Here is a 13,546-nt window from a genome sequence, read left to right as displayed (position 1 = left end):
CGGGTCGAGGTGTGTTCCCCGCCCGGCGTCGAGGTGGCGCGGGTCACCGGAAGTCCCGGGATTTCCCCGTCATCCGCAGGTCCATCCGCTGCAACCGGTCCGCGACCACCGTCACCGCGCCCTCCGCGTTCTGCACCCGCCCGCGCACCAGCAGCGCAGGCGCGGTGTGCGCGAGGGTGCGGTACCGCGCCCACAACCCCACCGAGCAGACCACGTTGACCATCCCGGTCTCGTCCTCGAGGTTGATGAAGGTCACCCCCGCCGCGGTGGCTGGCCGCTGCCGGTGCGTGACCGCGCCGCCGACGAGCACCCGGTCCCCGTCCGGCACCGACAGCAGCCGCGCCGCCGGGACCACGCCGAGCGCATCGAGCTGCGGCCGCAGGAACTGGGTCGGGTAGGAGTCTGGGGAGATTCCGGTCGCCCACACGTCGGCGGCGGCCAGCTCCACGTCGCTCATTCCGGGCAGCGTCGGCGCAAGCACCGAGGCGCCGGTGCCGGGCAGCCGGTCGGGTCGTTCGCCCGCCGCCGCCCCCGCCGCCCACAGCGCCTGCCTGCGGGTCCCGGCGACACCGGCAAGGGCACCCGCCGTGGCCAGCGACTCCGCCTGCGCGGTAGTCAGTTCCACCCGTCCGGTGAGGTCGAGCAGGGACGCGTACGGCCCGCCCTCCTGTCGCGCCGTGACGATCCGCTCCGCCAGCGCGGTACCGATGTGCCGCACCGCCCCCAGCCCGAGCCGGACCTCGGCACCCCCGCCCTCCAGGCCGGCGTTGGCTCCGGAGGCGTTGACGTCCGGGCCGTGCACCACCACCCCGTGCCTGCGGGCGTCGGCGACCAGGGACTGCGGCGAATAGAACCCCATCGGCTGGGCGCGCAGCAGCCCGGCACAGAAGGCCGCGGGGTGGTGCAGCTTGAACCACGCCGAATAGAACACCAGCGCCGCGAACGACTGCGAATGACTCTCGGGGAAACCGAAATTCGCGAAGGCGTACAGCTTCTCGTATATCCGGTCGGCGACCTCCCCGGTGATGCCGTGCAGCTCGCGCATGCCCTCGTACAGCCTGCCGCGGAGCCGTTCCATCTTCTGCGGGGACCGTTTCGATCCCATCGCCCGCCGCAGCCGGTCGGCCTCCGCCGCGGTGAACCCGGCCACGTCGACGGCCATCTGCATCAACTGTTCCTGAAACAGCGGCACCCCCAGGGTCCGGCTCAGCGAGCGCTCCAGGCTGGGGTGGTCGTAGGTGACGGGTTCGCGGCCGTTGCGGCGCCGGATGTAGGGGTGCACCGAGCCGCCCTGAATCGGGCCCGGCCGGATCAGCGCCACCTCCACCACCAGGTCGTAGAACGTGCGGGGCTTCAGCCGCGGCAGCGTCGCCATCTGGGCCCGGGACTCCACCTGGAACACGCCGACCGAGTCGGCGCGGCACAGCATCTCGTAGACGGCGGCCTCGGACAGGTCCAGGCGCGCGAGGTCCACCTCGACGTTCTTGTGCTCGGCGACCAGGTCGATCATGTAGTGCAGCGCGGACAGCATGCCGAGGCCGAGCAGGTCGAACTTGACCAGCCCCACCGCAGCGCAGTCGTCCTTGTCCCACTGCAGGACGCTGCGGTTCTCCATCCGCGCCCACTCGACCGGGCAGACGTCCGCGATCGGCCGGTCGCAGATCACCATGCCGCCGGAGTGGATGCCGAGATGCCGGGGGAAGCCCTCGATCTGACCGGCCAGGTCGAGGACGGCGGGCGGAATATCTGTTCCTGCCTCGTCCTTCACGCCGCTCCACCGGCTGACCTGCTTGCTCCACGCGTCCTGCTGCCCCGGCGAGTAGCCGAGGGCTCGGGCCATGTCCCGGACCGCCATCTTCCCGCGATAGGTGATGACGTTGGCGACCTGCGCGGCGTACTCGCGGCCGTACCGGTGGTAGACGTACTGGATGGCCTCCTCCCGCCGGTCCGACTCGATGTCCACGTCGATGTCCGGCGGGCCGTCCCGCTCCGGGGACAGGAACCGCTCGAAGAGCAGCTTGTTGCCGACCGGGTCCACGTTGGTGATGCCGATGGCGTAGCAGACCGCCGAATTGGCCGCCGAGCCCCGGCCCTGGCAGAGGATGTCGCTGCGCTTGCAGAACGACACGATGTCGTGCACCACCAGGAAGTAGCCCGGGAACCCCAGTTGCGCAACGATTCCCAGTTCGTGGTCGATCTGCCGGTAGGCATCGGGGCGGTCGGCCGGTGCGCCGTAGCGGCGCCGGGCACCGGACAGCGCCAGTTCCCGAAGCCAGGTGTCCTCGGTGTGCCCGTCGGGCACGTCGAACGGCGGCAGCTTCGGCGCGATGAGCGCGAGGTCGAATGCGCACTCCCGCCCGAGGTCGGCCGCGGTCGGGACCGCAGACGGGTGGTCGGCGAACAGGCGGGCCATCTCGGCCCCGGAGCGCAGGTGCGCGCCGCCGGTGGGGGCGAGCCATCCGGCGGCCTCGTCGAGGGACTGCCTGGCGCGGACCGCCGCCATCGCCATCGCGAGCCGCCCCCGGTCGGGTCCGGCGAAGTGCGCGGCGGTGGTCGCGACCACGGGAAGCCCGCAGCGGCGGGCCAGATCCGCGAGCGCGGCGTTGCGCTCCCCGTCCTCGGCAACCCCGTGAACGGTCAACTCGACGGCCACCCGGTCCGCGCCGAATCTCTCGACCAGGCCCCGCACTTCGGCCTCGGCAGCGGACACTCCCCCGGATGCGAGCGCCGCACGCACGTGCCCCTTGCGGCACCCGGTGAGGATCTGCCAGTGCCCACCGGCGGCCTCGGTGAGCTCGTCCAGGTCGTAGGTCGGCTTCCCCTTAGTCCCCCCGGCCAGGTGCGCGGCGGCGATCTGCCGGGACAGCCGCCGGTACCCCTCTCGCCCCCTGGCCAGCACCAGCAGATGGTTCCCGCCCGGGTCCGGCACCCCGGTGCGCGGCGGCGCGGACCCGGCACCCTGCGCGGGGAGGGACAGTTCGGCGCCGAAGACGGTCCGCATCCGCAACTCCTTGGCCGCCTCGGCGAACCGGACCACGCCGTAGAGGCCGTCGTGGTCGGTCAGCGCGATCGACTCGAGGCCGAGCCGGACCGCCTCCTCCACCATCTCCTCCGGCTGCGCCGCGCCGTCGAGGAAGCTGAACGCGGAGTGCGCGTGCAGTTCGGCGTAGGGCACGACCGGCCCCGGCCCGGGGGCGATCCCGCCTGCCCGATAGGCGCCGCGCTTGCGTGACCACGCCGGGCTGTCGCTGCCGTCGCCGGGGTGCATGGCCTCGGGCGGGGTGCGCCCCGGCCGCCCCGAGAGCACCCGCTCCAGCTCCGACCAGGTCGGCGGACCGTTGTGCCATCCCACCGTGCACTCCTCCCGTTCGGTTTCCGCCGACGGGACAACCGTCGGCGAACCCGAAGCGGGGAAGCGCTTCGAACATGCGTTCTATTTTGCACGGGGCGGCGGGATGGGTCAACCGGTAATCAGCACCGCGGCGCCGACGACGCGCCCCTCCTTCAGATCGGTGAGCGCGCGGTCGGCCTCGTCGAGGGCGTAGGCGTTGGCGGTGACCCGCAGCCGATGACCGGCCGCGAAGTCGAGGAACTCGCGGGCGTCGTCGCGGGTGTTCGCGGTGACCGACCGCAGCGTCCGCTCCTGGAATAGGTGGCTTCGATAGTTCAGCCGCGGCACGTCAGTCAGATGGATGCCCGCGACTGCGAGGGTGCCGCCCCTATCGAGTGCGGCCAGCGCGGCGGGCACCAGGGCACCCACCGGCGCGAACAGGATCGCCGAATCCAGCGGCACCGGCGGCGGATCCGCCGCTCCCTGCACGGACGCCACCCCAAGGTCGAGCGCCAGCCGCTTGGCCCGATCACCGCGCGTCATCACGTGCACCTCGACGCCGCGAGCCAACGCGACCTGCGCGGCCAGGTGGGCGCTGCCGCCGAACCCGTAGATCCCCAGCCGTCCGCCGTCCGGGACGGCAGCGCACCGCAGCGCCCGGTAGCCGATGATCCCCGCACACAGCAGCGGGGCCACCTCCTCGTCGAGGTAGCCGTCCGGCAACCGGTGCGCGAAGGCCGCGGGCACGACGGCGTACTGGGCGTACCCGCCGTCGACGTCCCATCCGGTGTACCGCGAGTCGGGGCACAGGTTCTCGTCGCCCCGCAGGCAATACCGGCACCCACCGCAGGTGCCGCGCAGCCACCCGATCCCGACCCGATCGCCAAGGCCGTAACGAGCACCGACCCGATCACCCCACGCCACGATCTCCCCGACCACCTCGTGACCGGGGACCACGGAGGGCCCATGCACCGCCAGGTCCCCCTCCACGACATGCAGGTCGGTCCGGCACACCCCGCACACCCGCACCCGGAGGAGCAACTCGTCGGGTCCCGGATCCGGCACCGGCATCGTCAATCGCGCGAGCGGCCTGCCGCGCATCGGTCCGGGCTCGCGCACCCGCCAACCGGTCATCGTGCCGGGGAGGTCCACCCGTCCACTGTCCCCCGATCCCGGGCAGTGCGCCAGACCACATTCGGCGGCGCCCCCGGCAGCCGGTCACGTCTGTAAAGTCGTGGCGCCGCCGACCACACGACCCCCCGAGGACACCACTTCATGACACGCTGGGCCGCATTCGTCGTTGCGAGGAAATGGTGGGTGCTGGCACTCGCGGTGCTCGCGGTGCTCGCCGCGGGCGTCTGGGGCCTCGGGGTATTCGGGAAGATGAGCCAGGAGGGCTATTTCGACCCGAACAGCGAAGCAGCACAGGTCGGCACGCTGATCAGCAGGGAACTCGGCCCGCAGTCCCCCGACATCGTCGCGATCTACACGATTCCCGACGGTCGGACGGCCGCGGACATCGGTCCCGAGGTGCAGCGCACCCTCGCCGACTTCCAGCAGACCTGGCCGACGCGATCGGTCACCTCGTACTGGTCGGTGGATTCCGCGACCGCGCGACAACTGCTGTCCGAGGACGGCACGAAGGCCCTCGCGACGGTGTTCGTCGACTGGGACGCTGGCCCGACGCTGAACGACCTGGACGCGATGGCCGCGTCGCTGAGCCCGCCCGGCATCGACGCCCAGTTCGCGGGCGGCACCCTCGTGGCGCACGCCTTCAACCAGCACCTGCAGCAGGACCTGGTGAAGGCGGAGGCGATCGCCCTTCCGATCACCCTGCTGCTGCTGGTGCTGATCTTCGGCACCGTCACCGCCGCCGCGATCCCGGTGTTCGTCGGCATCCTCACGGTGTTCAGTGCGCTCGGCACGCTGCGACTGCTCACCGAGATCACCGAGGTCTCCTCGTTCGCGTTGAACGTCGCGTCCCTCCTCGGCCTCGGACTGGCCATCGACTACGGCCTGTTCATCGTCAGCCGCTTCCGCGAGGAACTCGCGGCGGGCAGCGACCCCGCCGCCGCCGTGCGACGCACCGTCCTCACCGCGGGCCGCACGGTGCTGTTCTCCGGCCTCCTGCTCGCGTGCGCGTTCGCCGGGATGCTGGTGTTCCCGCAGCCGGTGATCCGGTCCCTCGGCTTCGGGGCGATCGCGGCAGTGACCAGCGCGGCGCTGCTGTCGCTGACCGCGGTGCCCGCGCTGCTCGCGATCCTCGGCCGCCGCGTCAACGCGCTGGCGTGGCGGCGCGGCGCCGTCGAACGCGGCGAGGAACGGGCGGCGCGGTTCTGGTCGCGGGTGGTGACCGGGGTGATGCGCAGGCCGGTCTTCTTCTCCGTCACCATCGTCGCGGGCCTGCTGGTGCTCGCGTCCCCGCTGCTGCGGGTCGCGCTCGGTGAGGTCACCTACACGGTGCTCCCGACCGGGGACCCGGCGCGCGTCGCCACCGAGACCCTCGCCACCGAGTTCACCTCCATGGGCGACGGCGCGAGCGTGCTGCTGCGCGGCGAGGACGGCGCACCGCCGACCACCCCCCAGCTTGCCGAGTTCGGCCGTGCGGTCCGCGACGTCGACGGCATCGCGCAGGTGAAGCTCGCCGCGACCACCGGCGACGTGTCGGTGCTGAATGCCACCTTCAGCAACGACGTCGACCCGGCCGACGCGGTGCGGGACCTGCGGGCGATCACACCGCCGCCCGGCACCGACGTGATGGTCGGTGGCGGCGCCGCGCTGACCGAGGACACCAACTCCTCGATCGTCGCCCACCTGCCGCTGATGATCGCGATCATGGTGGTCTCGACGCTGGTGCTGCTGTTCCTTGCGTTCGGCTCGGTGGTGCTGCCGTTGAAGGCAGTCGCGATGGCGGGCCTGAGCCTTGCCGCAACGTTCGGCCTGCTGACCTGGATCTTCCAATTGGGGTACGGGGCGGGCCTGCTCGGGGTGACCCCGAACCCCCTCGAACCGACGTTCGTGGTGCTGATCCTCGCGGTGGTGTTCGGGCTGTCCACCGACTACGAGGTGTTCCTGATGTCGCGGATGGTCGAGGCCCGCGCGAACGGGGCGAGCACCGAGGAAGCGGTCCGGGTCGGCACCGCCCGCACCGGCCGGATCGTGACCGCGGCGGCGGCCCTGCTGATCATCGTCACCGGCGCCTTCACCCTGTCGGGCCTGTCGATCATGCGGTTCCTCGGGGTCGGCATGATCATCGCGCTGATCGTCGACGCGACCGTCGTGCGGATGCTGCTGGTGCCGTCGCTGGTGAAGCTGATGGGCGAGGCCAACTGGTGGGCACCGGCGTGGATGCGGAAGGTCCACGCGAAGGTCGGCATCGGGCACTGACCGGTGGGTTCGCGAACCTTCCCCCGCATCTGACTATGGAGTAAGTTAGCGGCATCCTGCCCGCACAGAAGGAGCGCCGATGCCGACCTTCCTCGTGACCGGCGGCACCGGCTTCCTCGGCCGCCACATCCTGCCCCTGCTGCTCGCGCGGGTGCCCGATGCCCGGATCCACGTCCTGGTCCGGGCCGGGTCCGTCGACCGGCTCACCGACCTGGCCGCGGGCTGGCTGGGCGGCGACCGGATCCACCCGCTGGTCGGTGATCTCACCGCGCCCGGCCTCGGCCTCGGTTCGCCGCCGCCCGCCGCCGACCATCTCCTGCACCTCGGCGCGATCTACGACCTGACGGCAGGCGACGAGCAGGCCGCGACGAACGTCGACGGCACCCGCGCCGTGATCGACCTGGCCGATCGACTGGGCGCCACCCTGCACCACGTCTCCTCGATCGCGGTGGCCGGTGACCACCGGGGCACGTTCACCGAGGCCGATTTCGACCTCGGCCAGTCCTTCCCCACCCCGTATCACCGCACCAAATTCGAGGCCGAGAAGCTGGTCCGGGACCGCGGCGCCGCGTGGCGGATCTACCGGCCCGCGGCGGTGGTCGGGGACTCGGTCACCGGCGAGATGGACAAGGTCGACGGCCCGTACTACCTGTTCCCGACCATCGCGGCGCTGGCGGCGCTGCCCGCCCGGCTCCCGGTCGCGGTCCCGAATCTCGGTGCCACCAACATCGTTCCGGTCGACTACGTGGCGCACGCAGTCGTGGAGTTGATGATGACACCGGGCCGCGACGGCGAGGTCTTCCACCTGGTGAACCCGCGGCCCCAGCCGATCCGGGAGATCTACGCCGCACTCGCGGCCGCCGCGGGCGCCCCGCACCCGGTCGCGGACCTGCCCGCGCTGGTTGCCGCACCGGTACTGCGGCCGCCGGGCCACGCCGCGACCGCCGCCCGCAACGAGGCGCTGCGCCGACTCGGCATCCCGCCGGTCATTCTCGACCACCTCGCCCTGCCCACCACCTTCGACTCCACCGCGACCCGCGCCGCCCTGCACGGCACCGGCATCACCGTCCCCCCGTTCGGGTCCTACGCCGACACCCTCTGGCGCTACTGGCGGGGCCATCTCGATCCGGACAGGCACCGCAGACCCGACCCCGCGGGCCCCCTCGTCGGCAGGCACGTGCTGATCACCGGCGGATCGTCGGGAATCGGTCGGGCCACGGCGACCGCGGTCGCGGCGAAGGGCGCACGGGTGCTGCTGATCGCCCGCGGCGCTGCGGATCTCGACGCGACGGTCACCGAGATCCGCGACGCGGGCGGCGACGCGCACGGCTATCCGTGCGACCTCACCGACGACGCCGCCGTGACCGCGACCATCGCCCGCATCCTCGCCGACCACGACCACGTCGACATGCTGGTCAACAACGCGGGCCGCTCGATCCGGCGCGGCGTGTACGCCTCGACCGGCCGCGTCCACGACTACGAACGCACGATGGCCGTCAACTACTTCGGGGCGGTGCGCCTGGTCCTCGCGCTGCTCCCCGGGATGCGCGACCGGCGTTTCGGCCACATCGTCAACATCAGCACCGCCGGCGTGCAGGGTCGCACGCCTCGCTTCTCGGCGTACGTTGCGAGCAAGTCGGCACTGGACGGGTTTACCGACACCGTTGCCGCCGAAACCCTGTCGGACGGAATCACGTTCACCACCATCCACATGCCGTTGGTGCACACGCCGATGATCGCTCCGTCCGGCAGGGCGAACGTCGGACGGGTGCTCAGCCCGGGGCACGCCGCCGCGATGGTCGTGCGCGCGCTGGTCGAACGACCCAAGCGCATCGACGTTCCCCTCGGCACCCTCGGCGAGTTCGGCAACCTGTTCGCGCCCGCCACGAAGGATCGGATCCTGCACCGGCTGTACCTGGCGTACCCCGATTCCCCCGCCGCACGGGGGCAGGCGCCGGCGGCGCCGGACACGCGGTCCCCGGTCCGCGCCGCGGAGCGGCACCGACGGTCGGCGGCGGCCCGCGCCTGCCGCAGGCTGGCCCGGCTAGTTCCCGGCACCCACTGGTGACCCGGTCCGGTCGCGGCGCTCAGCGCGGGAGGTCGTGCACTGCCCCGGCGACGAGCGCACGCACCGGCTTGGCCGCGGCGCCGCAGCTCGCCGGGCGCGGCGGCAGGTCGACGCCGTCGACCGTCACCTCCCAGGATCGGCCGTCGCGATGCCGCACCACCGGTGCCGCGCCGGACTCGTCCACCGTCAGGTCCGCGGCGCCTGCGGGCACCCGCTGCCGGACCGCGATCTCCGCGACCTGCCCCGCCTGCGTCCAGCAGCTGCGACCCCGCAACCCCGGCAGGGAGACCTCGCCGCGGGCCGCGGCGGTCACCGCGGCGACGGACCCCGCCGGGCCGAGCCTGCCGTAGGTGTAGCCGGTGGGCAGCACGATCATCGACGGCGCGAACCGGTGCCCGCCGGTGTGCGAGCACTCCCACACCGCGTCACCGAACCCGGCGACCAGTTCCGCCGCGACGGGTCGACCCAATACCGCGCAGCACTGGTCGCGTTTCCCGTGCGCGCACACCAGCGCGACGGGGTCGGTGACCGCGGTCCCCCACCCGGGCGGGGCTGGGGTGGCGGCCAGGTCGAGGTCGAGGAGGTCTGCTGGACCGTCCACCTCGACCCGTGCGCACCAGCTGCCGTCCGGTGCGGACCGGGCGAACAGCACCGTGCGCCTGCCGCGGTGGACGGTGCGACCCGGCCTCCGGATCAACATCAGCCGGACCCCGGCCCGCTCGGTCCGTTCCTGCAGCCGCGCGGACAACTCCGGGCCGAACGCCTCCCCGGAGAACACGTCCCGACCCCATGGACCCGGATGCTCGAGGCACAGCCACGCCGTCACCTGCGCTGCGGTGCCGGGCAGCGGCTCGTCGACCGCGGACAGCGCGGCGCAGGTGCCCGACCCGAGTACGGTCGCGGTGGTGTCGTCGGTCATCGGGCCCTGGCTCACCCCGCCATTGTGCCCGGCCGTGCGGTGATCGAGCAGGTACCGCCTCAGCGGCCGAGGAAACGCCCCACCGTCGTCGCGAACTCGCGGTGCCGGTCGCGGTGCACGCTGTGCCCGACCTCGATCGTCACGGTCCTGCTGTCGGGAATGGCGGCGAGCGCGGCGGCGAGCCGCGCGGGGTCCACCATGCCCCTCGGCCCGCCGGTGACGAGCAGGGTCGAAGCGGTGATCGACGGCAGCGCCTCCCACCAGTCGGGGTGCGGGGCGTGGAACTGGGTCAGCATTCCGCCGGTCATGGATCGGTCGAACGCCAGCGTCGCGCGGGGGCTGCGCACCATGCTGGTCGCGGCGTGCCACAGTTCCACCGGTGACGGCAGGTGCCGGGCCAGCGGCCCCATCTGCTCCCCCGGTCGCAGCGGCACCGGCGCCTCCTCGAGCACCAACCGCCGCACCAGAGCGGGCCGGGACTGCGCGACGAGGGACGCCGCGTGACCGCCGAGGGAGTGCCCGACGATGTCCACCCGGTCCAGCGCGAGGTGGTCGCACAGGGCAAGCAGATCGGCGCCGAACTCGCGGAACAGGTAGCTGGGGGCGTGGGCGCTGCGGCCGTGCCCGCGCAGGTCCGCGGCGACCACGCGACGGCCGCGGCCGATCAGGGTGCGGGTGAAGCGGTCCCAGGTGCGGCCGTCGCCGCCCATGCCGTGCACGAGCAGGACCGGCGCGGGATCGGCGCCGCCGGTGTCCCGGTAGTGGATGTCGACACCGCCGAGGGTGGCCGTTGCCGTCGCCGTCATCGAATCGGACCTGTCCTTCGCAGTGCTCATGTTCCCGGGGAGAGGGTAGTCCCCCGCGCGGCGACGCCGGGTCGCAGGTCGAGACGCCGCAGCAGCTGGGCGTTGAGCGCAACGACCACCGTGGACGCCGACATCAGCAACGCCCCCACCTCCATCGGCATCGTGATCCCCCACGGTGCGAGGACACCGGCCGCGAGCGGCACCGCGATCAGGTTGTATCCGGCCGCCCAGGTGAGGTTCTGGATCATCTTGCGGTAGGTGGCGGTGGAGAGCTCGATGACCGACAGCACGGACCGCGGGTCGTCCCCGGCGAGCACCACCCCGGCCGAGGCGATCGCGACGTCGGTACCCGCGCCGATCGCGAGACCGACGTCGGCCTGTGCCAACGCGGGCGCGTCGTTGACGCCGTCACCGACCATGGCCACGGTGTGCCCCGCCTCCTGCAGCGCCGTGACCTTGGCACCCTTGTCCTCGGGGAGCACGCCCGCGAACACCTCGTCGATACCCAGGTCCGCCGCGACGGCATCCGCCACCGCCTGCGCGTCCCCGGTGATCATCGCGACGTGCACCCCGCGGGCGTGCAGCGCGTCGATCGCCTGCCGCGACTCCGGGCGGACCGCGTCGGCCAGCGCCAGTGCCCCGATCACGGCGTCGCCCCGGATCACCTGCAGCACCGTCGCGCCCGAGGCCGTCGGCGCAACGTGCTGCGCCGCGATCCCATGCGCGGCGAGCATGCCGGGGCCGCCGACGCTGACGGTCGCGCCGCCGACGACGGCGGTGACCCCGACCCCGTTGCGCGCCCGGAAGTCCGACGCCGCCGCCGCGGGCAGTCCCCGCTCGTCGGCCGCGGCGACGATGGCGCGCCCCAGCGGGTGTTCGCTGTCCCGCTCGACCGCGGCGGCCGCCGCGACCACCTCGTCCGGGGTGCTGCCTGGCGCGGGCACCACCTCGACGACCGCGGGTTCGCCCCGGGTGAGGGTTCCGGTCTTGTCGAACAGCACCGCATCCACGGTCCGCATGGCCTCGAGTGCGCGGCGGTCGGTGATCAGCACCCCGCCCCGCGCCGCGCGTTCGGTGGCGATGGACACCACCAGCGGGATCGCGAGTCCGAGCGCGTGCGGGCACGCGATGACCAGGACGGTGATGGTGCGGGTGACGGCGGACTCCGGCTGACCGAGCAGCAGCCAGGTCGCGGCGGTGAGCAGCGCGGCCCCCAGCGCGAACCAGAACAACCAGCCTGCGGCCCGGTCCGCGAGGACCTGGGCGCGGGAGGTCGAGGTCTGCGCCTCGGCGACCAGGCGCCGGATCCCGGCGAGCGCGGTGTCCTCCCCGATCGCCGTGACCCGCACCCGCAGCGCCGAATCGGTGGTGACGGTGCCTGCGACGACCCGGTCCCCGACGGCGCGGCGGACGGTGACGGACTCGCCGGTGATCATCGACTCGTCGACGTCGGCCGCGCCGTCGACGACGGTCCCGTCCGCGGGCACCCGCCCACCGGGCCGGACGATCACCAGGTCGTCCGCGCGCAGCGCCGTCAGGGGCACGGTGTCGGTGCTGCCGTCGGCTCCGAGTCGTTCGGCCTCGTCGGGCAGCAGTGCCGCCAACGAGTCAAGTGCACTCGACGCCTGCCCGAGCGAACGCATCTCGATCCAATGGCCGAGCAGCATGATCACGATGAGAAGCGCCAGCTCCCACCAGAAGTCGAGATCGTGGGCGAGCAGTCCGAGGGTCGCACCCCAGGACGCGACGAAGGCGACGGTGATGGCCAGCGCGATCAGCAGCATCATGCCGGGTTGGTGGGCCCTGATCTCGTCGACGGCACCGGCGAGGAAGGGGCGGCCGCCCCACAGGTACATCACCGTGCCGAGCAGCGGGGAGATCCAGGTGACCGGCCCGTCGTGCGGCAGCGTGTACCCGACGAGGTCCGCGAACATCGCGTTGGCAAGGACGACCGGGACCGCGAGCACGAGCATGATCCAGAACAGCCGACCGAACCGGGCTGCGTGATCGGCGTGGTCGCCGTGCCCCGCATGTCCGGCGTGCTCGGAGTCCATGCCACGAGGATGAACCCCCTGCGGGTATGCCGCAACAGCACCGAGCCCGGTTCCGCTCACTCGTACACCCCCTCCACGCACCACCCGGTCCCGTCGTACAGCACCAGCAGCGCTCGCGGCGCGCCCGCCCCGCTCCCGGCCCCCTGCCCGAGCAGTACCTGCGCCCGCGCCACCCGACGCGCCGTCGACCGGTCCCACCACCGCTCGTCCACCGACCAGGGACCCGCGTGGCCGAGCAGGGCCCAACTGTGGTCCCCCCAGCGCAGCCTGGCGGGGTTGGCACCGAACTCACCGCGCTCGGTCACCGTCACCGGGACCCCGTCGACGCTCTCGAGCACCACCCGCGGGGGGATCGGCAGCACCGCGGTGGGTGCCGGTTCGGGCAGCCGCCCCGGCCAGGGCGCGGCCGGATCGGCGTCCGGCACCATCTCGTCCCCGAGGGACACCACCGTGACCCGTTCCGCGGGGCCGCGTCCGCCGCTGAGCACCCCGATGCGTACCGCGTCCCCGCCGAGCAGCCCCTGCACCCGTGTCAACGCGCGGCGAGCGCGGTCGTCCTCCGCACCGACCCCGCCCCACAATCCGAGTTGCAGCGCCCCGGTGGGCACCACCTCCACCGGCTCCAGCCGCAACAGGTCGATGCCCGCGGTGGGCCGGGATCCGCTGCGTCCGGTCAGCCAGCCGTCCAGTTGCCAGCGCACCCGGTCCGCCGTTCCGTCCGGCGTCAGCGGTTCCGCGCACCGCCATGTTCGCGAAAAATGTTCTCCCCGAACGGTGCTCGCATGAACCGCCAGGCGCGTGCAGGACACCGACGCCGCCGCCAACCGCCCGTGCAGGCGCTGCGCCAATGCGCGACCCGCGAAGGCCGCCGCGTCCACCCGGTCGACCGGCGGATCGCACCGCATCTCCACCTCCAGATCCGGCGGCAACGGCCGCGCCGACGGCGGACGCTCCGGTTCGGCGCGGGCGCCGCGGTGCGCG

General features: G+C 72.8%; 7 protein-coding genes and 1 pseudogene. 2 read left to right on the top strand and 6 right to left on the bottom strand.

The genetic code is table 11. The features are described from left to right. Nucleotides 1-43: 43 nt before the first annotated feature. Entirely contained in the window at nucleotides 44-3,352 is a 3,309-nt protein-coding gene (locus ACWF62_RS01205) for an error-prone DNA polymerase (protein WP_452629244.1), read from the bottom strand. 108 nt (nucleotides 3,353-3,460) lie between these two features. After that, nucleotides 3,461-4,465, bottom strand: coding sequence for a zinc-binding alcohol dehydrogenase family protein (locus ACWF62_RS01200; RefSeq protein ID WP_452629278.1), 1,005 nt, complete (start codon nucleotides 4,463-4,465; stop codon nucleotides 3,461-3,463). A gap of 141 nt (nucleotides 4,466-4,606) precedes the next feature. Between ACWF62_RS01200 and ACWF62_RS01195 the strand changes: the two genes are divergently transcribed. Both ACWF62_RS01195 and ACWF62_RS01190 read left to right on the top strand, forming a co-directional pair. Further along, nucleotides 4,607-6,718 (top strand): MMPL family transporter, encoded by a 2,112-nt coding sequence (locus ACWF62_RS01195; protein ID WP_378569742.1) that lies wholly within the window; start codon nucleotides 4,607-4,609, stop codon nucleotides 6,716-6,718. Nucleotides 6,719-6,797: 79 nt separating this feature from the next. Then, a complete protein-coding gene (locus ACWF62_RS01190; RefSeq protein ID WP_452629243.1) occupies nucleotides 6,798-8,786 on the top strand; it encodes an SDR family oxidoreductase in 1,989 nt (662 codons plus the stop codon). A gap of 19 nt (nucleotides 8,787-8,805) precedes the next feature. Here ACWF62_RS01190 and ACWF62_RS01185 read toward each other — a convergent pair whose 3' ends face one another. From ACWF62_RS01185 to ACWF62_RS01170, 4 genes and pseudogenes are all read right to left on the bottom strand, one after another. Continuing rightward, nucleotides 8,806-9,705: a sucrase ferredoxin gene (locus ACWF62_RS01185; protein ID WP_378506057.1), complete on the bottom strand. Its 900-nt coding sequence runs from the start codon at nucleotides 9,703-9,705 to the stop codon at nucleotides 8,806-8,808. 59 nt (nucleotides 9,706-9,764) lie between these two features. Then, complete coding sequence (locus ACWF62_RS01180; RefSeq protein ID WP_378505953.1) at nucleotides 9,765-10,541, bottom strand: alpha/beta fold hydrolase; 777 nt, start codon at nucleotides 10,539-10,541, stop codon at nucleotides 9,765-9,767. Next, nucleotides 10,538-12,565: a heavy metal translocating P-type ATPase gene (locus ACWF62_RS01175; RefSeq protein ID WP_378569741.1), complete on the bottom strand. Its 2,028-nt coding sequence runs from the start codon at nucleotides 12,563-12,565 to the stop codon at nucleotides 10,538-10,540. The genes ACWF62_RS01180 and ACWF62_RS01175 overlap by 4 nt, the downstream gene beginning before the upstream one ends. Before the next feature lie 56 nt (nucleotides 12,566-12,621). Next, a pseudogene (locus tag ACWF62_RS01170) lies at nucleotides 12,622-13,546 on the bottom strand (DNA polymerase Y family protein); the annotation flags it as partial.

The organism is Rhodococcus sp. NPDC054953 (assembly GCF_053609225.1).
This window is presented reverse-complemented; position numbering and strand designations above follow the sequence as displayed.